Source organism: Luteimonas aquatica, from assembly GCF_022662575.1.
GTDB lineage: Bacteria > Pseudomonadota > Gammaproteobacteria > Xanthomonadales > Xanthomonadaceae > Luteimonas > Luteimonas aquatica.
Map to the genome: position 1 here is coordinate 1 of NZ_JALBFU010000003.1, position 21412 is coordinate 21412.

The 21412-nt window shown below is 69.2% G+C and carries 17 protein-coding genes and 1 pseudogene; 11 read left to right on the forward strand and 7 right to left on the reverse strand.

Annotated elements, in window-relative coordinates; all coding sequences use genetic code 11:
* On the forward strand, positions 1–295 hold a 295-nt coding region (locus tag MD221_RS08800; protein ID WP_277928885.1), incomplete at its 5' end, for a M13-type metalloendopeptidase.
* Between the two features lie 186 nt (positions 296–481).
* On the forward strand, positions 482–2539 hold the full coding sequence (locus MD221_RS08805) for a M13 family metallopeptidase (RefSeq protein ID WP_242110673.1): 2058 nt from the start codon (positions 482–484) through the stop codon (positions 2537–2539).
* Positions 2540–2627: 88 nt separating this feature from the next.
* Here MD221_RS08805 and MD221_RS08810 read toward each other — a convergent pair whose 3' ends face one another.
* Entirely contained in the window at positions 2628–3293 is a 666-nt protein-coding gene (locus MD221_RS08810) for a rhomboid family intramembrane serine protease (RefSeq protein ID WP_242110674.1), read from the reverse strand.
* Between the two features lie 201 nt (positions 3294–3494).
* Positions 3495–3818 (reverse strand): annotated as a pseudogene (locus MD221_RS08815) (MGMT family protein); the annotation flags it as partial.
* A 159-nt stretch (positions 3819–3977) separates the two neighbouring features.
* On the opposite strand from MD221_RS08815, the gene MD221_RS08820 reads away from it, so the two are divergent.
* The gene (locus tag MD221_RS08820) at positions 3978–4388 is read left to right on the forward strand and encodes a hypothetical protein (protein ID WP_242110675.1); all 411 of its coding nucleotides are present in this window, start codon (positions 3978–3980) and stop codon (positions 4386–4388) included.
* Between the two features lie 74 nt (positions 4389–4462).
* Here the strand turns inward: MD221_RS08820 and MD221_RS08825 are convergent, their stop codons facing one another.
* Complete coding sequence (locus MD221_RS08825) at positions 4463–5584, reverse strand: inorganic phosphate transporter (RefSeq protein WP_242110676.1); 1122 nt, start codon at positions 5582–5584, stop codon at positions 4463–4465.
* Between the two features lie 10 nt (positions 5585–5594).
* Positions 5595–6221 (reverse strand): DUF47 domain-containing protein, encoded by a 627-nt coding sequence (locus tag MD221_RS08830; protein WP_242110677.1) that lies wholly within the window; start codon positions 6219–6221, stop codon positions 5595–5597.
* Positions 6222–6459: 238 nt separating this feature from the next.
* Between MD221_RS08830 and MD221_RS08835 the strand changes: the two genes are divergently transcribed.
* Together MD221_RS08835 and MD221_RS08840 are read left to right on the forward strand one after the other, a co-directional pair.
* A complete protein-coding gene (locus MD221_RS08835; RefSeq protein ID WP_242110678.1) occupies positions 6460–7767 on the forward strand; it encodes a hemolysin family protein in 1308 nt (435 codons plus the stop codon).
* Positions 7757–8395, forward strand: coding sequence for an exopolysaccharide biosynthesis protein (locus MD221_RS08840; RefSeq protein WP_242110679.1), 639 nt, complete (start codon positions 7757–7759; stop codon positions 8393–8395). The genes MD221_RS08835 and MD221_RS08840 overlap by 11 nt, the downstream gene beginning before the upstream one ends.
* 106 nt (positions 8396–8501) lie before the next feature.
* Here MD221_RS08840 and MD221_RS08845 read toward each other — a convergent pair whose 3' ends face one another.
* Entirely contained in the window at positions 8502–9302 is an 801-nt protein-coding gene (locus tag MD221_RS08845; RefSeq protein ID WP_242110680.1) for an RNA methyltransferase, read from the reverse strand.
* An 89-nt stretch (positions 9303–9391) separates the two neighbouring features.
* Between MD221_RS08845 and MD221_RS08850 the strand changes: the two genes are divergently transcribed.
* Positions 9392–10219 (forward strand): inositol monophosphatase family protein, encoded by an 828-nt coding sequence (locus MD221_RS08850; RefSeq protein ID WP_242110681.1) that lies wholly within the window; start codon positions 9392–9394, stop codon positions 10217–10219.
* Between the two features lie 1038 nt (positions 10220–11257).
* On the opposite strand, the gene MD221_RS08855 is transcribed toward MD221_RS08850, so the two are convergent.
* Positions 11258–12193 carry a LysR family transcriptional regulator gene (locus tag MD221_RS08855; RefSeq protein ID WP_242110682.1) on the reverse strand — a complete coding sequence of 312 codons (936 nt, stop codon included), beginning with the start codon at positions 12191–12193 and terminating at the stop codon, positions 11258–11260.
* A gap of 96 nt (positions 12194–12289) precedes the next feature.
* On the opposite strand from MD221_RS08855, the gene MD221_RS08860 reads away from it, so the two are divergent.
* From MD221_RS08860 to MD221_RS08875, 4 genes are all read left to right on the forward strand, one after another.
* Positions 12290–13519, forward strand: coding sequence for an MFS transporter (locus MD221_RS08860; protein WP_242110683.1), 1230 nt, complete (start codon positions 12290–12292; stop codon positions 13517–13519).
* A gap of 122 nt (positions 13520–13641) precedes the next feature.
* The gene (locus MD221_RS08865; RefSeq protein WP_242110684.1) at positions 13642–14436 is read left to right on the forward strand and encodes an SDR family NAD(P)-dependent oxidoreductase; all 795 of its coding nucleotides are present in this window, start codon (positions 13642–13644) and stop codon (positions 14434–14436) included.
* 48 nt (positions 14437–14484) lie between these two features.
* The gene (locus tag MD221_RS08870; protein ID WP_242110685.1) at positions 14485–15537 is read left to right on the forward strand and encodes an aldo/keto reductase; all 1053 of its coding nucleotides are present in this window, start codon (positions 14485–14487) and stop codon (positions 15535–15537) included.
* 19 nt (positions 15538–15556) lie between these two features.
* Positions 15557–16573 carry a zinc-binding alcohol dehydrogenase family protein gene (locus tag MD221_RS08875; RefSeq protein WP_242110686.1) on the forward strand — a complete coding sequence of 339 codons (1017 nt, stop codon included), beginning with the start codon at positions 15557–15559 and terminating at the stop codon, positions 16571–16573.
* A gap of 605 nt (positions 16574–17178) precedes the next feature.
* Here the strand turns inward: MD221_RS08875 and MD221_RS08880 are convergent.
* Complete coding sequence (locus MD221_RS08880; protein WP_242110687.1) at positions 17179–19221, reverse strand: LTA synthase family protein; 2043 nt, start codon at positions 19219–19221, stop codon at positions 17179–17181.
* A gap of 145 nt (positions 19222–19366) precedes the next feature.
* On the opposite strand from MD221_RS08880, the gene MD221_RS08885 reads away from it, so the two are divergent.
* Positions 19367–21403 (forward strand): NADPH-dependent 2,4-dienoyl-CoA reductase, encoded by a 2037-nt coding sequence (locus MD221_RS08885; RefSeq protein ID WP_242110688.1) that lies wholly within the window; start codon positions 19367–19369, stop codon positions 21401–21403.
* The last annotated feature ends 9 nt before the right edge of the window (positions 21404–21412 follow it).

Here is a 21412-nt window from a genome sequence, read left to right on the forward strand (position 1 = left end):
GGGCGGCCTGGCCACCGCCTACGACGCCCTGCAGAAGGCCTCCGAAGGCAAGGACGATCCCAGGATCGACGGCCTCGGCCGCGACCAGCGCTTCTTCCTCAACTGGGCCACCATGTGGCGCACCCAGTTCACGCCGGAGAACCTCAAGGTGCGCCTGACCACCGACCCGCACGCCCCGACCTATTTCCGCGTGATCGGCGCGCCGTCCAACCTGCCCGCCTTCGCCGCCGCCTTCCGGTGCAAGGCCGGCGACCCCATGGTGCGCGCGGGCGACAAGCAGGTCGTGATCTGGTGATCCCGCCCGGCTCCCGCCGGCGGGAGAGGCCGGGCGCCCGGCCCTGGTCGGGGCCCCGCAACAGGAGGGGGAAACGCCTCCCCGCCGCTCGATGCCCGCATGCGGGAGCCGAGGGCGGCGCGACGGGTTCAGGCAGCCGGGCGGCGGCTTGCTAAACTCGCGCGTCTTCAACATCCGGACTCCGCGATGCCCAAGCTGCGCCCTCTCGCCCTCGTCCTCAGCCTGACCCTCGTCGCCGGCCTGACCGCGCACGATGCCGACGCCGCCAAGAAAAAGCGCGCGCCGGCCAAGAAGGCGGCGCCGGCGGCCACCGCCTGCACCGACTTCTACTCCTTCACCAACAAGGACTGGCTGGCCGGCAACACCATCGTCGGCGGCAGCGGCTCGGTCTCGGCCATGAGCCAGCTCTACGACCTGGCCCAGCAGCAGCAGCGCGACCTGCTCAACGCGGCGATGCAGTCGCCGCAGAACAACGTGCAGAAGCTGCTCGGCGACTTCTGGGCCAGCGGCCTGGACGAGGCCGCCGTGGAGCGCGACGGCGCCAACCCGATCGCGCCGCTGCTCTCGCGCATCGACGGCATCAAGCGCGCCAAGGACATCCCGCCTTCGATCGCCGCGCTGCACCAGGTCGGCATCCCGGTCGCGTTCAATTTCAGCGCCGACATCGACCTGGCCGACCTCGGCCGCCACATCGGCTACTTCACCCAGGGCGGCATCGGCCTCACCGACCCGGCCTACTACACCCGTACCGACGCCGACAGCCGCGCCCTGCTCGCCCGCTACAACAACTACGTGCAGAAGATCCTGGCCCTGACCGGCACGCCCGCCGACAAGCTGGCGGCGCAGGCGCAACTGGTGATCGACCTGGAGACGCGCATCGCCCAGGTCTCCAAGCCGGTGGCGCTGCTGCGCGATCCGCGCGCCAACTACGCGCTGGTTCCCACCAAGGACCTCGGCAAGACCTACAAGCGCCTGCAGCTGGGCGACTTCATCCAGGCGCAGGGCGTGAAGGACGACAGCGTCTCGCTCGCCAATCCCGCGCTGTTCGCCCAGCTCGACGCCCTGATCAACGGCCTCAAGCCCGAACAGTGGAAGGCCTACCTGCGCTTCCACGTCGGCGACGCGATGGCGCCGTACCTGGCCAAGAGCTTCCGCGACGCCGAGTTCGAATTCCGCGGCCGCGTGCTGCGCGGACAGACCGCCCAGCCCGCGCGCCAGCAGCTCGTGCTCGAGGCCATCAACAGCGCCGCCGGCCCGATGCTCGGGCGCGAGTACGTGGGCCGCTACCTGCCGGCCGCGACCAGGTCGCGCGCCGAGGGCATCGCCAACGAGGTGCGCGACGCGCTCGGCCGCGCGGTCGAGCGCAGCACGTGGATGAGCGAGCCCACCAAGGCCGAGGCCAAGGCCAAGCTGTCGAAGCTCAAGATCGAGATCGGCGCGCCGCGCCGCGACCTCGACTACAGCGTGCAGCCGATGGGCCGCGGCAGCTTCGGCGGCAACATGCTGATCGCCTCCACCTGGCAGCACCGCGAGGAAATGAAGCGCATCGGCCGCGGCAACGCCGATCGCCGCTGGGACGTGCTGCCGCAGAACCCGGCGCTGGCCTACGACATCGCGCAGAACCGCCTGATCGTGACCGCGGCCGTGCTGCAGGCGCCGGTGCTGGACATGGCCCAGGACGCGGCCAACCACTACGGCACCTACGGCGCCATGGTCGGCCACGAGCTCGGCCGCAGCATCGACAAGAAGGGACGCCTGGTCAACGCCGCCGGCGAGCTGAAGACCTGGTGGACGCCGGCCGACGACAGCGCCTGGGACGCGCGCATCGCTCCGCTGTCGATGCAGTACAGCGGCTACGCCTATCCGGACCTGAAGGACGTACGCGTCAACGGCGCGCAGACGCTGGAGGAGAACGCCGCCGACCTGGCCGGCGTCGAGCTGGCCTGGGACGCGCTGTCGACCGCGCAGCCGAGCCTGGCCCTGCCGTCCAAGCAGGCCTTCTTCCAGGGCTGGGCGCAGCTGTGGCGGCAGCAGATGTCCGCCGACGTCGCCACCCGCAACGCCGCCACCTCAGTGCACGCGCCCGGCAAATGGCGCGCCAACGGCCCGCTCATCAACCAGCCCGCCTTCGGCGAGGCCTTCAGCTGCACCGCCGCCACCACCGGCAAGGGCGCCAAGGCCAAGAAGGGCGCGCCGCCGCCGATGCAGCTTCCGGCCGAGCAGCAGGTCTCGATCTGGCGCTGAGCCCTTCGCGATCGGCGAATACGAAAACGGCGCGGACAGATCCGCGCCGTTTTCGTGTCCGGGGCGGTATGCGGCGCGTCCTCGTTCTTCAGAAACGCCGCGCGCGCGGCGTGCCGCTGCGGCTGAACGGCGGCTTCCCGCGCCAGTAGTTGATCAGCAGCCAGCCGAACAGCATCCCGCCCAGGTGCGCGAAATGCGCCACGCCCGGCTGCAGGCCGGTGAAGCCGAGCAGCAGCTCGACCGCACCGTAGAGGATGACCAGCGTGCGCGCCTTCATCGGGATCGGCGGGATCAGCAGCATCACGCGCTGGTTCGGGAACAGCAGCCCGTAGGCCAGCAGCAGGCCGAACACGCCGCCCGAGGCGCCGAGCGTGGGGCCGATATCGCCGCTTTGCATCGCCATCCAGGTCGTCAGCAGGAATTGGCACAGCCCCGCTCCGGCAATGCAGACCAGGTAATACGCGAGGAAACGGCGGCTGCCCCAGGTGTACTCGAGCGGCGCACCGAACATCAGCAGCGCCAGCATGTTGAAGATCAGGTGCGCATAGTTCGATGGATCGTGCAGGAAGCCATAGGTCAGCAACTGCCACGGCATGAACACTTGTCCGCCGCCGATTTGCGGAATTCCGCCGGGCACGTAGGGCCACAGCTCCAGCCACGCATACCGAGGCTCTCCGAGCATGAGCTGAAGGAGAAAGATCAGCGTATTGAGGATCAGTAACGCCTTGGTCAACGGCGGGAGATTGGTGAACATCCGGATTCCTTCGACTGCCCGCGCATCATAGCGGCAACGCGCGGCCGAAGGCGCCCGCGCCTACCCGCCTGCGCGGCGTCCGGAAGTCTTCTTCGGCGGCGTTTTCGCCTTGGCCTTCCCGGCCGCGCGCCGGCCTGCCTGCGCGGACGCGGCCGTCCCGGATGGTGCCGCGTCCTCGTCCCCGGCATCGAGCAGGATGCCGCCCCAGATCATGGCGTCCAGGGACGCGTCCTCTGCGGGCATGCGCACGCGGCCGCGCTCGACACGCACGCCCTCGGCGCGCAGCCGTTGCGATTGCTCGCGCCAGCCGCGCGAACCTTCCGGAAAGGCGATGCGTCCGTCGCTGCGCAGCACGCGGTGCCAGGGCAGCGCGGCGTCCTCGTTGTTGGCCAGCACCCGCGCCACCAGGCGCGCCCGGCCGGGCAGCCCGGCGCGCCGGGCGACATGCCCGTATCCGGCGACCTGCCCGTGCGGGATCGCGCGGATCGCGGCGAGGATGCGCGTCTCAGCGGAGGCTTGCTGCATTGCGCTAGCATAGCGCCTGACACCAGACTTCGGCCCAGTACCGATGCCGCCATGGCGCGACTGATCGGCCCCGGACACGCCGCCCCGAGTTTCTCGGCCGGGCGTCCGGGACCGCAGCCGATGCCGGCGGGACATCGATCCAACGCGACTCCTTCCCCCATGCAGAATTTCGAACAGATCCGCCGCCACCTCGTCGCCGGCCCATTCCGCGTCACCATGCAGGAGCCCTACGTGATGTGCGTGGAGCTGTCCCTGGACGGCGGCCGCCGCCACCAGGCGATCTTCCTGTCCGAGCTGCAGGACGACGACGACCGCAACTACCTGCGGGTGAGCACCGTGATCGCGCCGACCACCGGCATCGACGCCAAGCGCGCGCTGATCTACAACTGGCAGAGCCGCGTCGGCTACCTCGCCATCGGCGACCTGGACGGCGTGCCCTATCTGCAGCTGTGCGAGAACCGTCCCTACGACGCCTTGAACGCCGCCGAGCTCGACCGGCTGGTGCTGGAGATCGGCGGCATGGGCGACCGCCTGGAACGCGCGCTCTCGGCCGAGGGCGATCTGCTCTGAAAGTCAGGGAGCGCGTGCGCCGAAGCGGGCAAAACCGTTTCCCGCCCGCCGCCTAGCTCCCCGTCTTCCGGCTTTCAGGTCCACCCGGCGAACGCGAACAGCTTGAAGACGCCGTAGGCCAGGCCGCCGGCCGCCGGGATCGTCAGGATCCAGGCCCAGACGATGCGCTCGATCACGCCGATCTTCAGCGCACGCGGATTCTTGGCGAAGCCCACGCCCATGATCGCGGTGGAGATGCTGTGGGTGGTCGAGACCGGCATGCCGAAGTGCGCGGCCGTCACCAGGATCGTGGCCGAGGCCGTCTCGGCGGCGAAGCCGTCGATGGGATGCAGCTTCACCATCTTGTGGCCGAGGGTCTTGATGATGCGCCAGCCGCCGGAGGCGGTGCCGGCCGCCATCACCAGCGCGCAGGTCGCGATCACCCAGCGGTCGATATCGTCCTTGCCGCCGTCCGGGTGCAGGAACTGCAGCCACGCGGGCAAGTCGTCCAGCGTGCCGGCCGACTGCGCGGCGAAGATCGCCAGGGCGATGATGCCCATGGTCTTCTGCGCGTCCTGGCGGCCGTGGGCGAAGCCCATGTAGGCGGCCGAGACGAACTGCGCCTTGCCGAAGAAGGCGTTGACCCAGTGCGGCCGCGCGATCCGCGCCAGCGGCCCGCCGGCGCGCATCAGGGCGGAGATCAGCAGGTACAGCAGGGTGATGATCAGCACGCCGAGCAAGAAGCCGGCCACCGGCGAGGTGACCATCGGCATCACCACCTTCCACAGCAGGCCCTTGTTGCTGGTCCAGTCGCCGTCGCCGGCCTTGGACCAGATCAGCGCCGCCCAGTTGTTGTGCGCCGCCGCCAGCGCCGCGCCGCACAGGCCGCCGATCAGCGCGTGCGAGGAGGACGAGGGCAGCCCGCGCCACCAGGTGATCAGGTTCCAGACGATGGCGCCGAGCAGCGCGCAGATCAGCACCTGCGAGGTGACGTTGACCACGTCGGTGTCGACCAGGCCCGAGGCGATGGTCTTGGCGACCGCGGTGCCCCAGAAGGCGCCGATCAGGTTGGTGCTGGCGGCCAGCATGATCGCCTGCCCCGGCGTCAGCACCTTGGTGGCCACGACGGTGGCGATGGAGTTGGCGGTGTCGTGGAAGCCGTTGATGAACTCGAACACCAGCGCGGCCAGGATCACCACCAGCAGCAGGGTCAGCATGGCGGCGGCCTTACGAGTTCTTCAGCACGATCTGGTAGACCACCACGCCCGCCTCGCGGCAGCGGTCGATGGCCTTCTCCAGGATCTCGAAGAACTCCTTGAGCAGGAACATCTGCTGGGCGTCGAGCCGGCCGGAATAGATGTCGCGGTACAGCTCCAGCATCAGCCGGTCGGCCTCGTTCTCGATCGCGCGCAGCTTCTCGTTGAGCGCGGTCATGCGGTCGATGTCGAGCCTGGGCAGCTCGCGCACCATGTCGCGCACCACCTCGGCCGCCTGCTGCAGCATCGCCGCGCGCGGGGCGAAGTCGATGCTCTCCAGGTGCCGGGTCGCCAGCGAGTAGCGGTCGGCGAACTTCTCGATCTGCTTGGGGATCTTGTACAGGGCCGAGCCGAGCGATTCGATGTCCTCGCGCTCGATCGGGGTGATGAAGCTCTCGACCAGGGCCTTGCCGATCTTGTCGGATACGGCGCGCTCGCGCTGGCGGGCGAGCTTGAAGGCATCCAGCGCCGGCTGGCGGTCGGTGGCCTTCATCATCTGGTGCAGGGCCTGCGCGGCGTCGTAGGCGCCGTCGGCGGCCTCGTTCAGGAGCGCGTAGAACTGCTTGCCGGAGCCGAAAATGGTCTGCAGGGAGAACATCTCTGGGAGGCCTCGTGGCGTCTGGGTGCGTGGCGGAGGCGCGATTATGACGGTTTCGCGTCAATTTCGGGTCGTCGGAGGCCCTCCCAGGTCCATTCAGCGGCCCTGCTATGATGTCGGGGCGTCCTCGGACGCGACCTATGGACGACTCCCCGCCTCCCCCGCCCCCGCAGCCGCCCCCACCCTCCGCCCTCGCCGCGACGGACGCGCGCGCCCGCACCCTTGACCGGAGGCGCGCGTGATCGAGCTGCTGATCGTCATCGTGCTGGTCATCCTCAACGGCTTCTTCGCGATGTCGGAGATGGCCCTGATGACCTCGCGCAAGCTGCGCCTGAAGCAGATGGGCGAGACCAGCCGCGGCGCGCGCAAGGCCTTGGAACTGGCCGAGCATCCCGACAACCTGCTCTCCACCGTGCAGGTCTGCATCACCGCCATCGGCCTGCTGGCCGGCATGTTCGGCGGCGAATCGATCGGCCTGATCATCGCCGGCTGGATCGACGGCATCGTGCCCGGAGCCCACGCCTACGCGCGGCCGATCGGCATCGGCACCGCGATGACCCTGATCACCGCCGGCTCGGTGATCTTCGGCGAATTGATCCCCAAGCGCCTGGCGCTGACCAACGCGGAAGGCATCGCCAGCAGGGTCGCCATTCCGCTCGACATGCTGGCCCGCGCGGCCAAGCCGGTGGTGGCCACGCTCGGCGCCATCAACCGCTTCTTCCTGCGCCTGCTCGGCATCCGCGACGACGGCCGCAACGCCATCAGCGAGGAGGAGATCCGCCTGCTGGTGAGCGAAAGCCACGAGCAGGGCGTGATCGACGAAGACGAGCGCAACATGATGAACCGCGTCATGCGCCTGGGCGATCGCAGCACCGAGAGCCTGATGACGCCGCGCACGCGCATCGCCTGGCTGGATGTGGCCGAAAGCTTCGAGGACAACCTCGCGGTGATGCGCGAGACCCCGTTCTCGCGCTACCCGGTCTACCGCGGCAGCGACGCCGACGTGGTCGGGGTGCTCGAGGTCAAGTCGCTGATCGACCGCATCGAGCTGACCGAGTTCGACCTGTTCAAGTACCTGCGCGAGGCGCTGTTCGTCTCCGAATCCACGCCGGCGCTGAAGCTGCTGGAGATCCTGCGCGAGGAGCAGCAGTCGCTGGCCCTGGTGGTGGACGAGTACGGCGACGTCACCGGCCTGGTCACCATCAACGACGTGATGGAGGCGGTGATCGGGCGCACCCAGACCAGCGACGGCGGCGAATCCACGCCGCTGGTGGTGGCGCGCGAGGACGGCTCCTTCCTGGTCGACGGCAGCCTGACCGTCGACAACCTGCGCGAGCTGCTCGGCGGCGGACAGCTGCCGCTGGAAGACGACTACGACTACCACACCGCCGCGGGCATGACGATCGCCCATTTCGGCCGCATCCCCAACGTCGCCGAGCACTTCGACTGGAACGGCTGGCGCATCGAGGTGGTGGACCTGGACGGCCCGCGCGTGGACAAGCTGCTGCTGCAGCGCCTCGCGGAACCCGAGCACGATGAGGCCTGAGTCCGAAGGCGCGGGCGACACGCCCCGCGCCGCGAAACTCGGCACCCTCGCCCTGCTGGCGGCCTTCGCCAGCGGCGATCCGGACGAGCGCATCCGCTTCCGCGACGTCTTCGCCGGCCTGGGCGAGCGCGCCTTCGGCATGCTGCTGTTCGTCGCCACCCTGCCCGCCTTCATCCCGGTGCCCGGCGTCGGCGGCGCCGTCAGCGGCCCGTTGACCATCCTGATCGGCGCGCAGCTGCTGATCGGCCTGCACCGTCCCTGGCTGCCGCGCTTCATCGCCGAGCGCGGGCCGCAGCGCGCCGCGATGGCCCGCTTCGAGCGCCGCCTGGCGCCCTGGCTGCGCCGTCTCGAACACCTGGTCAAGCCGCGCTGGACCGGGCTGCTCGACCACCGCCTCGCCAATCTCCTCAGCGGGCTGTTGCTGATCCTGCTCGGCCTGCTGCTGTCGCTGCCGATCCCTTTCACCAATTACCTGTTCGCGGTGCTGCTGTTGCTGTTCGCCCTCGCCCTGCTCGAGCGCGACGGGGCGTTGATGAGCGTTGCCTGGGGCGCCGGGGCCGTCGCGGTGCTGGTGTTCGGCGTGCTGTCGGGGAATCTCGCGGCGATGGCGATGGACTGGGTGCGCTGACGCCCTTGCGAGGCCTTGCCTCGCACGCCGACGAACGCCCGGCCAGAGACCGCCGAGCCGGACGGCCCGCAGCCGACGAGGCCACGCCAGGGAGAGCCGACGCGCGCTATTTTTCGCGCGCGATCCTCGCCATCCGCTGCGCATCGGCGAGGATGCCGCGCAGCAGCCGCACCTCGCGCGCGTCCAGTTCGCCGCGCAGGAACAGCCGGCGCAGCTTGCGCATCGCCGATTCCGGCGCCCGCCCCTTGTGGAAGTCGATGTCCTCGAGCGTCTGCGCCAGCTGCTCGAAGAGTCCCTCCAGCTGCGCGTGGCTGGCCGGCGGGTCGACCGGCCCCTCCTCGACCGGCGCGCCTCCGGTCGTGCCCCCGTCCGCCGACAGCATCGCCAGGCGCAGCTCGTAGGCCAGCACCTGCACGGCGGCGGCCAGGTTGAGCGAGCCGTACTCGGGATTGGCGGGGATGTGCACCGCGGCATGGCACAGCTGCAGTTCCTCGTTCTCCAGGCCGGTGCGCTCGCGCCCGAACAGCAGCGCCGCCTCGCCGCCCTCCCTGGCGACCGCGAGCATGCGCGCGGCCGCCTCGCGCGGCGACAGCTCCTGCAGCTGCACGCGCCGGCTGCGCGCCGTGCAGCCGAGCACCAGGCGGCAATCGGCCAGCGCCTCGGGCAAGGCCTCGTGGCGCTGCGCCGCGGCGAGCACGTCGTCGGCGCCGGCGGCCATGGCCTCGGCGTCGGCGTGCGGGAAGCGCTGCGGCGCCACCAGCGACAGCCGCGTCAGGCCCATGGTCTTGAGCGCGCGCGCCGCCGAGCCGATGTTGCCCGGATGCTGGGTGCCCACCAGCACGGTGCGGATGCGGGAGAGCGCGAGGGCGGCGCCGGTGCCGGCGGGGGGCGTGTGGTCGGAGTTCATGGGGACAAATGGTAAACTGCGCGGCCCGGCCCCCGCGCCGGACCGTTCTTTCCCCTTCCGATTCCCACCTGCGCCCGGGGCCCTCCGCGATGCAAAAACCCGCTGTCAACGTGATGATCAAGGCGGCGCGCGCCGGCGGCAACGTCCTGCTGCGCAACATGCACCGGCTGGACGCGCTCAACGTGGTGGAGAAGGACCGCCTGGACTACGCCAGCGAGGTCGACCGCATGGCCGAGGCGGAGATCATCAAGGAACTCCGCCGCGCCAACCCCGAGTACACCGTGCTCGGCGAGGAAGGCGGCATCCAGAAGAGCAGCCGCGGCCCGAGCCGCTACACCTGGGTGATCGATCCGCTCGACGGCACCAGCAACTACCTGCACGGCTTCCCGCACTGGTGCGTATCGATCGCCCTGTGCGAGGGCCCCGACCCGCTGCACGCGGTGATCTTCGATCCGCTGCGCAACGAGCTGTTCACCGCCACCCGCGGCGCCGGCGCGCAGCTCAACGAGCGCCGCGTGCGCGTGTCCGAGCGCAAGGACCTGGAAGGGGCGATGCTGACCACCGGCTTCCCGCCTCGCGAGCGCAAGCGGGTGTCGGCGCACCTGAAGTGCGTCGACGAGATCCTGCAGCAGGCCGAGGACATCCGCCGCACCGGCTCGGCCGCGCTCGACCTCGCCTATGTCGCCTGCGGCCGCAGCGACGGCTATTTCGAGGCAGGAGTGCAGCCCTGGGACATCGCCGCCGGCATCCTGCTGGTGCGCGAGGCCGGCGGGCGCGTATGCGATTTCCGCGGCGCCAGCACCGGGCCCGTGCATATCGAGACGGGGCCGCGGCAGTTGATCGCGGGCAATGTGAAGCTGGTGGAGCCGTTGCAGAAGGCGATTGTGTCGTCGGGGTATTTGCAGGCGTTTTCCTGACTTTCGTCGTGCCTGGCGATTTTTGATGTCTGCCGGGGTTCGGCTGTTTTGATGTTTTAGCTGTCTTCTTTCTAGAAGCAAAGCTTTCGTCCGCTGACGCGGCCGAGTTCATTTCTTTTGATCGGCGTCAAAAGAAACGAACCAAAGAAAAACGCCTTCCCGACAAGTCTGCCCTATGCCGGAAGGCGGGAGGGGATTTTAAGAATCGCCATCCTGGCTCGAGCGTAAAACGGCGGGCATCCCGGCCCGCCGCCCGTCGGGTCTGGACAGAGCCATGGCTCGCAAAGATTTCTAGAAGCAACGCTTTCGTCCGCTGACGCGGCCGAGTTCATTTCTTTTGATCGGCGTCAAAAGAAACGAACCAAAGAAAAACGCCTTCCCGACAAGTCAGCCCTATGCCGGAAGGCGTGAGGGGATTTTCCGACTCGCCATCCTGGCTCGATCGGAAAACGGCGGGCATCCCGGCCCGCCGCCCGTCGGGTCTGGACAGAGCCATGGCTCGCAAAGATTTCTAGAAGCAAAGCTTACGTCCGCTGACGCGGCCGTGTTCTTTTCTTTTGATCGGCGTCAAAAGAAACCAACCAAAGAAAAAAGCCATCCCCACAAGTCAGCCCGATGCCGGAAGGCGTGTGGGGATTTTCCGACTCGCCATCCTGGCTCGATCGGAAAACGGCGGGCATCCCTGCCCGCCGCCCTTCGGGTCTGGACAGAGCAATGGCTCGCAAAGATTTCTAGAAGCAAAGCCTTCTTTGCCTCTTCAGATTCGTCATCCCGGCGCAAGCTGGGGACCATTTTTCGCCTTTACTTTCGCCTCTAAAAATGTCGACGAGCCATTGGCATTCAGAGACCCGAAGGGCGGCGCACAAGGATGTGCGCCGTTTTTCGACCGAGCCAGGAGGGCGAGTCGAAAAATCCCGATAGCAACGAATCTATGGGAGTGCTTCGTCGAGGAAGGCCGTTTTCTTTGGTTCGTTTCTTTTGGGCCAGCAAAAGAAATGAACTCGGCCGCGACAGCGGACGAAACGCCTTTGATTTTGCCTACCCCCCCACAAAAGAGGTCCCGACAGACCGTTCCCAAGGCGGATCCTCCCCCAACTTCTCCGCCAGGAAATCCACGAACGCGCTAACCCGGCGCGGCACCAACCGCCGCTGCGGCATCACCGCGTAGATGCCGGTTTCGGCCACCGGATAATCGGGCAGCACCGTCTGCAACCGCCCGCTGCGCAGGTCCTCGTGCACGTGCCAGTGCGAATGGATGGCAATGCCCAGGTCGGCCACCGCCGCATCGCGCAGCACCTCGCCGTAGTTGCACTCGAAGCGGCCGTGCACGCGTACCTCGATCTCGCGACCGTCACGGCCGCGCAGCCGCCACAGGTCCTGACGCCCGTCGCGGCCGACCAGCAGGATACAGTCGTGGTCGGCCAGGTCGGCCGGCGTCTTCGGCATGCCACGCTTGCGCAGGTAGCCCGGCGAGGCGCACAGCGCGCGCCGGTTGGCGGCAAGCCGGCGCGCCACCAGGCTGGAGTCGTCGAGCGCGCCGATGCGGATCGCCAGGTCGAAACCCGAGCCGACCAGGTCGGTGACGCGGTCGTCCAGGTTGAGGCTGACGCGCAGGGCGGGATGCTCGGCCAGGAACGCCGGCAACAGCGGCGAGATGTATTGCTTGCCGAACGAGGCCGAGGCGGTCACCCGCAGCGTGCCGGTCGCGGCGGTGCCGGACTGGCGCAGGCTGCCGGCCAGGGCGTCGAACTCGTCCACCAGGGCGCGGCCCTGCTCCGCCAGCGCCAGCCCCTCCGGCGTGGCGTGCAGGCGGCGGGTGGTCCGGTGCAGCAGCACCGTGCCCAGATCCTGCTCCAGGCGCTTCAGGCGCTGGCTGGCCACCGCTGCGGACAGGTCCAGGCTACGGGCGGCGGCGCTGATCGACCCCAGGTCGAGCACGCGCAGGAACAAGGCCAGGTCGCCGATCCGGTCCATTTTCAAATTTCTGTTGAAAGTGATTCCTGATTCTTCTCATTTTTCCGGTCGGTGCAAGTCCCTAAGGTGTGCGACTTCCTCCCCAGAACCGCCGCCATGTCCCCCGCCGCCCCCCGTTCCCGCATGCCGGTCGCCCTGTATGCCCTCACCGCCGGCTCGTTCGGCATCGGCTGCGCCGAATTCGTGATCATGGGGCTGCTGCTGCAGGTGGCCACCGATCTGCAGATCTCCATCGCCGCGGCTGGCCTGCTGATCTCGGTCTATGCCCTGGGCGTGTTCGTCGGCGCCCCGATGCTGACCGTGGCCACGCGGCGCATGCCGCGCAAGGCGGTGCTGATCGCGCTGATGGCGATCTACACCGTCGGCAATCTGGCCTGCGCGCTGGCGCCCAACTACGAGCTGCTGATGGCCGCCCGCGTGCTCACCTCGCTCACCCACGGCACCTTCTTCGGCGTCGGCGCGGTGGTCGCCACCGGCCTGGTGAGCGAGGACCGCAAGGCCTCCGCGATCTCGATCATGTTTTCCGGGCTCACACTCGCCACCCTGCTCGGCATGCCGGCCGGCGCCTGGCTCGGCCTGCACTTCGGCTGGCGCGCCACATTCTGGGCGATGACGCTGATCGGCCTGGCTTCGATGGCGACCATCGCGCTGTGGGTGCCGCGCAGCCGCGAAGCCATGGCGCCCGCGCCGCTGCGCGAGGAACTGCGCGCGATCGCCAGGCCGCAGGTGCTGCTCGGCCTGCTGATGACCATGCTCGGCTTCGCCGGCGTGTTCGTGGTGATCACCTACGTGCAGCCGCTGCTCACGCGCCTGGCCGGCTTCGCCGACAGCGCGGTCTCGCCGATCCTGCTGATGTTCGGCGGCGGCATGATCCTCGGCAATCTGCTCGGCGGGCGCCTGGCCGACCGTCGCCCGGTGCCGGCGCTGATCGGCACCCTGCTGGCGCTGGCGCTCGTGCTCGGCACGATGAGCTTCGTCCTGCACGACAGGATCGCGATCGTCGCCTTCGTCGGCCTGCTGGGCGTGGCCGCCTTCGCCACGGTCTCGCCGCTGCAGTTGCGCGTGCTGCGCAAGGCCGAGGGCGCGGGCCAGAACCTGGCGTCCAGCTTCAACATCGCCTTCTTCAATCTCGGCAACGCCCTCGGCGCCTGGCTGGGCGGCGTGGTGATCGACCATGGTCCGGGCCTGCAGGCCTTGCCCTGGGTGGCCGGGCTGGTGACCGCGTCCGGCCTGCTGGTGGCGCTGTGGAGCCTATCCCTGGACCGCGAGCGTGCCGCGCCGCCGGCGCGGCTCGACGATGCGCTGGCCTGCGACTCGGCAGCGTGACCGCATGCGACCGCGCCAGGCACAACCGCGCGAACGCGCGAATGCCATCCGGACGCCCTCACGCCGCCCTACGGCGTACGGATTGAAATAGTCCCCACTTCCCCGATCGATTCGAATCTCTCATGACCACGTCCCTTTCCGGCTGGACTTCCGTCGTCACCGGCTCCACCGCGGGTATCGGCTACGCGATCGCCGAGGAACTCGCCCGCGCCGGCGCCTCCGTCGTCGTCAACGGCCGCAGCGCCGAGCGCGTGCAGGCCGCCGTGCGGGCGCTGGGCGAAGCGGTGCCCGGCGCGCGACTGCAGGGCGTGGCCGCCGACCTGTCCACCGCCGACGGCGCCGCGGCCTTCATCGCCGCGGTGCCGCGCACGGATATCCTGATCAACAACCTCGGCATCTTCGTGCCCACGCCCTTCCAGGACATCGACGACGAGGAATGGGACCGCCTGTGGCAGGCCAACGTGATGAGCGGCGTGCGCCTGTCGCGGCACTACTTCAAGGGCATGCTCGAGCGCGATCGCGGCCGCGTGGTGTTCATCTCCAGCGAATCCGGCCTGCAGATCCCCTCGGAGATGATCCACTACGGCGTCACCAAGACCGCGCAGATCGCCCTTGCCCGCGGCATGGCCCAGCTCACCGCCGGCACCGCCGTCACGGTGAACTCGGTGCTGGCCGGCCCGACGCGCTCGGAAGGCGTGGGCGTGTTCGTGCAGCAGCTCGCCGAGCAGCAGGGCCTGAGCGCCGAGGCGTTCGAACGGGAATTCTTCAAGACGGCGCGGCCGACCTCGCTGCTGCGGCGCTTCGCCGAACCGGCGGAGATCGCGCGCGTGGTCGCCTTCGTCGCCAGCCCCGCCGCCTCGGTCGTCAACGGCGCCGCCATCCGCGCCGAAGGCGGACTGGTGCAGTCCGCGTTCTGATTTTCCCACCTACGCCGGCGCGACCCGCCGGCCTGAAAGGCAACCACCATGGAATACCGTTTTCTCGGCAACTCCGGCCTGAAAGTGCCCGCCCTGGGCTTCGGCGTCGGCACCTTCGGCGGCAAGGGGCCGTTGTTCAGCGCCTGGGGCAGCAGCGACGCCGCCGACGCGACCCGGCTGATCGACGTCTGCCTCGAGGCCGGCGTGAATTTCTTCGACACGGCCGACGTGTACTCGGACGGCGCCTCGGAGCAGATCCTCGGCGCCGCGATCAAGGGCCGCCGCGATCGCGTGCTGCTGTCGAGCAAGACCACGCTGCGGCTCGGCGACGGCCCCAACGACGTCGGCGCCTCGCGCTACCATCTGATCGCGGCCGTCGAGAACTCGCTGCGCAGGCTCGGCACCGACTATCTCGACCTGCTGCAGCTGCACCACTTCGACGCCAGGACGCCGATCGAGGAAACCCTGTCGGTGCTCGACGACCTGGTACGGGCCGGCAAGCTGCGCTACGTCGGCGCCTCCAACTTCTCCGGCTGGCAGCTGATGAAGTCGCTGGACAGCGCCGAGCGCCGCGGCCGCCCGCGCTACGTCGCCCACCAGGTCTACTACTCGCTGATCGGCCGCGACTACGAATGGGAGCTGATGCCGCTGGCGCTGGACCAGGGCGTGGGCGCGGTGGTGTGGAGCCCGCTCGGCTGGGGACGGCTCACCGGCAAGATCCGCCGCGGCCAGCCCTGGCCCGAGGGCAGCCGCCTGCACGGCACCGCGGCGTTCGCGCCGCCGGTGGAGGACGAACGGCTGTACCGCGTGGTCGACGCGCTCGACGCGGCCGCCGCCGAGACGGGAAAGAGCATTCCGCAGATCGCGTTGAACTGGCTGCTGCATCGGCCCACCGTATCGACCGTGCTGATCGGCGCGCGCAACGAGGCCCAGCTGCGCGACAACCTCGGCGCCGTCGGCTGGCAATTGAGCGCCGACCAGATCGCCCGCCTCGACGCCGCCAGCGCCGTGACGCCGCCCTATCCCTACTATCCCTACTGGAACGGCATGTTCAGCGAACGCAATCCGCCGCCCGTCGCCGTTCCCGCCCTCGCCCCCTGATGCCATGAACGAGCCCCGCATGAAAGCCGTCGCCCTGACTCGCTACCTGCCCATCGACGATCCGCAATCCTTGCTGGACGTCGAGCTCCCGCGCCCCGAAGCCACTGGACACGACCTGCTGGTGCGCGTGGAAGCGGTATCGGTGAACCCCGTCGACACCAAGGTGCGTGCGCCCAAGCCGCAGGAGGAGCGCGCGCCGAAGGTGCTCGGCTACGACGCCGCCGGCGTGGTCGAGGCGGTCGGCCCCGAGGTCACGCTGTTCAAGCCGGGCGACCAGGTCTACTACGCCGGCGACATCACCCGCCCGGGCAGCAACGCCGAATACCAGCTGGTCGACGAACGCATCGTCGGCCTGAAGCCCGAATCGCTCGACTTCGCGCAGGCCGCCGCCCTGCCGCTGACCGCGATCACCGCCTGGGAGCTGCTGTTCCAGCGCATGCCCTACGGCATCGACGGCGGCGGCCGCGACAAGACGCTGCTGGTCCTCGGCGGCGCCGGCGGCGTGGGCTCGATCGCGATCCAGCTCGCCAAGGTCGCCGGCTTCGCCGTGATCGCCACCGCCTCGCGCGCCGAGACGGCGGCATGGTGCCGCAAGATGGGCGCCGACCACGTGATCGATCACGGCCAGCCGCTGGCGCCGCAGCTCAAGGCGCTCGACATCGACCAGATCGATGCCGCGCTGAACCTCGCCGACACCGACCGCTACTGGGAGCCGCTCGGCGAGCTGCTGGCGCCGCAGGGGCACGTCGGCCTGATCGTTGAGCCGCGCGGGCCGCTGAAGATCGGCGATCCCTACAAGGCCAAGTGCATCGGCATCCACTGGGAGATGATGTTCGCGCGCCCGCGTTTCGGGACCGCCGACATGATCGAGCAGCATCGCCTGCTCAACCAGGTGGCCGCGTTGATCGACGATGGGCATTTGCGCGGGACGCATACCGGGACGCTGGGCAGGATCGATGCGGCGAACCTGCGGGAGGCGCATCGGCGGTTGGAGTCGGGGGCGACGATCGGGAAGTTGGTGTTGGCGGGGTGGTGAAGGTTTTGCTGTTTCTGGTTGATTGAAAGGCAAGATCAAAGGCGTTTCGTCCGCTGTCGCGGCCGAGTTCATTTCTTTTGCTGGCCCAAAAGAAACGAACCAAAGAAAACGGCCTTCCTCGACGAAGCACTCCCATAGATTCGTTGCTATCGGGATTTTTCGACTCGCCCTCCTGGCTCGGTCGAAAAACGGCGCACATCCCTGTGCCCTCGGGCCGATGACCCTCGACACCTTCGGGTCTCCCATGTCAATGGCGTATCGACATCTTTAGAGGCGAAGGCAAAAGCGAAAATGGGTCCCAGCTTGCGCTGGGATGACGAATCTGAAGGCGCAGAAAGAAGGCTTTGCTTCTGGAAATCTTTGCGAGCCATTGTTCTGTCCAGACCCGGAGGGCGGCGGGCAGGGATGCCCGCCGTTTTCCGATCGAGCCAGGATGGCGAGTCGGAAAATCCCCTCAGCCTTTCCGGCGTGGGGCTGCTTCGTCGGGGAAAGCGTTTTTCTTTGGTTCGTTTCTTTTGACGCTTATCAAAAGAAATGAACTCGGCCGCGTAGCGGACGAAACGCTCTGCCTCTAAAAAAATTCTTCAGAAGGCACGGAACGAAACTTAGCGCCGCCTATCCACCGAAGCCTTCCGCGCCGCAATCACCGCACTGCGCAAATGCCAATCCCGCAGCGCCACCTGCGCCGCGACGCGCCGTGCCCGCGCCATCAATCCCGGCGAAGGCGCCCTCCCCTCGACGTCGATGTGGCGCGGATCGTGCCAGGCATGCGCTTCCGGCTTGTGCAGCGGAAACAGCACCGCCTCGCGCGTGTACAGCCGCTGGTAGAGCGCCAGCGCCTGCCCGCCGTCGGCCACCGGCTCGAGCAGGTTGCGCCCGGTATCGAAATAGCGCTGCCCCGGCAGCGCCAGCGACACCAGCGTGGGCACCAGGTCGGCGTGGCCGCAGAACGCCTGCACGTCCACGGGTGTCGACGGCCTGAGCGCGTCGGGCACCGACAGGTAGCCGAAGATCCGGTCCACGTCCGGCACTTCCGCCGGCAGGTCGTAGCGATAGTGGGTGCGCAGGTTGTGGTCGCCGGCGGCCGCCAGCAGCACGCGCTGGCGCAGCGGGCCGCTGTCCAGGCGCTGCAGGAAGGCGCCGAACTGGTCGGCCTGGTACTGGTAGGTGGCCATCATGCTGCGCAGCTCCGCCTTGTCCTCGTCGGCGCGCGGGCCCAGCGCCGATGGATCCAGCGGCAGGTCGCGATGCGGCGTGTCGAGCGTAAACGGCGGATGGTTGGTGGTGGTCAGCACGAACAGGAACAGGCGCTCGCCGCGGGCGTCGGCGCGCTGCAGCAGGTCGGCGGCGAAATCGAAGACATACTCGTCGTAGATGCCCCACTCGGTGCCGTGCGCCTTCGGAAAGCGCTCGCGGATGTCGCGCGCGTCGTAGACCCGCTCGAAGCCCTGGCGCGAGAACGCCTCGCCGATCCTGCGCCAGCTGGCGCCGCCGGCATAGACGAAGGCGGTGCGGTAGCCGGCGCGCTTGAACGGCAGCGCGGCCGAGGTGTCGAAGGCGATCCTGGCGTTGCGGCTGCGCGTGAGCGGCGTGATCGGCGAGCCGAGCAGCAGCGTCTCCAGCTCCGCATGCGTGCCGTTCTGGCCGGTGATGAAATTCCGGAAATGGTAGCCATGCGCCAGTTGCGGGCGCAGCCGCCCGAGCAGATCGTTGCCCGGCCCGTCGCTGTAGAGCAGGTCGGCGCCGAAGGATTCCAGCAATGCCAGCACCACGTGCGGCGATTGCGCCAGCGGCCGCGGCTGGCCCGGCGCGGTCCGGAACAGCGACGCCGGCACCCTGGCCGGATCGGTCGTCGCCAGGCCGGCGGCGGCGGCGGCATCGGCGACGCCGGCGAAGCCGAGCTTGCGCAGTCCCTCCTCGGCGTCGCTGCCGATCCGCGCCTCCTTGGCGTTGGTGCGGATCGCCTTGTACAGCGCCAGCGGCGCGTTGAGCACCAGCTCGTTGCAGAAGGGATCGGGCGACACCGTCAGGTCCTGGCGCACCAGCGGAAAGGTGCCGAAGCTGCCGCGCGCCACCACCAGCAGCAGCAGCGCCTGCGCGGCGATGGCGAACGGCCGGCCCAGGCGCGTGGTCCTGGGAATGCGCCGATCCAGCCAGGCCGCCATGCGCGGCACGCCCCAGGCCAGCAGCAGCACGAGCGCGAGCAGCCCGATCACGCCCTGTACCACGGGATATTCGTCCCAGATCGTGCGCAGGATCGCCAGCGTGTCGTCCTCGAACAGGCCGAACACGATCGGATCGAAGCGCGTCTTGTAGAAGGCGTAGTAGAAATGCTCGCAGGCCGCGGTCAGCAGGAAGACCGCCAGCACGAACACCAGCATCCATTCGGCCAGGCGCACCGCCAGCGCGCGGCGGCGCAGCAGCAGCAAGGGTAGCCCCAGCAGCAGGATCAGCCAGGCGGCGCTGGCGCTGGTGGCCAGGTCGTAGCGCAGGCCCTGGCCCAGCGCGGGCCACAGCATCGCCAGCGGCCGCGCGTGGCCCGCATAGGCCAGCCACAGGCCCAGCCGCGCCGCGCCGCCCACCACCACCGCCAGCGCGAGCAGCAGCCACAGCCTGGGCAGCAGCCTGGGCGGACGCGGGTCCGGCACGGCCGTCGCCGCGCCCCGATGCCTGTGTTGATGGGGAGGCCCCGATTCCGTTTCGTCCACGCCGGTCCAGTCGTTGCGTTCTGCTGCCACAATTATGCGCCCTGCCCCTCGCGGCAGCCCTCCTCCCAGCGCAACGCCAGGCAAGATGGACGCTACCCACGCAACCGCCACGCCCTACCCGCACCTGTTCGCTCCGCTCGACCTCGGCTTCACCCGCCTGCGCAACCGCGTGCTGATGGGGTCGATGCATACGGGCCTGGAGGACCGGCGCAAGGATTTCCCGAAGCTGGCCGCCTACTTCGCCGAACGCGCCGAGGGCGGGGCCGCGCTGCTGGTCACCGGCGGCTTCGCGCCGAACATCGAGGGCTGGGTGAAGCCGTTCGCGGGCAAGCTGAGCTGGCCCTGGGAGGCGCGCAAGCATCGACAGGTGACCTCGGCCGTGCACGCGCACGAGGCGAAGATCTGCCTACAGCTGCTGCACGCCGGCCGCTACGCCTACCATCCGCTGCAGGTGGCGCCGACGCGGATGAAGGCGCCGATCAACCCCTTCACGCCGCGCGCGCTGTCCGCGCGCGGCGTCGAGCGTACCGTCGCCGCCTACGCCAACGCCGCCAGGCTGGCGCGCGAAGCCGGCTACGACGGCGTCGAGGTGATGGGATCGGAGGGCTATCTGATCAACCAGTTCCTCAGCGCGCGCACCAACCGCCGCGACGACGCCTGGGGCGGCACGCCGGAGAAGCGCATGCGCTTCGCGGTGGAGATCGTGCGCCGCATCCGCGAGGCCTGCGGCGCGGACTTCATCATCATCTATCGCCTGTCGATGCTGGAGCTGGTGCCGGAGGGCTCCGACTGGAACGAGATCGTGGCGCAGGCCAAGGCGATCGAGGCCGCGGGCGCGACCATCCTCAACACCGGCATCGGCTGGCACGAGGCGCGCGTGCCCACCATCGCCACCTCGGTGCCGCGCGCGGCCTTCGCCGGCGTCACCGCCAAGCTGCGCCCGCACGTGGCGCTGCCGCTGGTGGCCACCAACCGCATCAACACGCCGGAAGTGGCCGAATCGATCCTGGCCGGCGGCGGCGCCGACATGGTGTCGATGGCGCGGCCGCTGCTGGCCGATCCGCAGTGGGTGAACAAGGCGCGCGCCGCCCGCGCGGAAACGATCAACACCTGCATCGCCTGCAACCAGGCCTGCCTGGACCACGTGTTCCAGAACAAGGTGGCCAGCTGCCTGGTCAATCCGCGCGCCTGCGCCGAGACCGAGCTCAACTACGCCAAGACCTACGCGCCCAAGCGCATCGCGGTGGTCGGCGCGGGACCGGCCGGCCTGGCCTGCGCCACGGTCGCCGCCGAGCGCGGGCACCGGGTCACGCTGTTCGACGCCGCCGCCGAGATCGGCGGCCAGTTCAACCTGGCCAAGACCATTCCCGGCAAGGAGGAATTCCACGAGACGCTGCGCTACTTCCGCCACCGCATCGAGGAGACGCGCGTCGACCTGCGCCTGTCGACTCCGGTGGCGGGCGAGGCATTGAAGGAATTCGACGCCGTGGTGCTGGCCACCGGCGTCACGCCGCGCGCGGTGGACTTCCCCGGGCACGACCATGCCAAGGTGGTCGGCTATCTCGACGTGCTGCAGAAGCGCGTGGTGCCCGGTGCGCGCGTGGCCATCGTCGGCGCCGGCGGCATCGGTTTCGACGTCGCCGAGTACCTGGTGCAGGGCGCGCCCTCGCCCAGCCTGGACCCGCTGGCCTGGATGCACGAATGGGGCGTGGACGCGCGCTTCGACAGCGCCGGCGGCCTGGCGCGCCCGCACGTCGACGCGCCGGAGCGGCAGGTATGGCTGCTGCAGCGCAGCCCCGGCAAGCCGGGCGCGCGCCTGGCCAAGACCACCGGCTGGATCCACCGCGCCACCCTCAAGGCCAAGGGCGTGACCCTGCTGGGCGGGGTCGAGTACCTGGGCGTCGACGACCGCGGCCTGCGCATCCGCGTCGGGGGAGCCGAGCAGCTGCTGCCGGTCGACCACGTGGTGGTGTGCGCGGGCCAGGAGCCGCGCCGCGACCTGCTGGCCCCGCTGCAGGCGGCCGGCGTGCCCGTACAGCTGATCGGCGGCGCCGACGTGGCCGCCGAGCTGGACGCCAAACGCGCCATCGCCCAGGCCTCGCGCGTCGCAGCATTGCTGTAGACGGGGGCT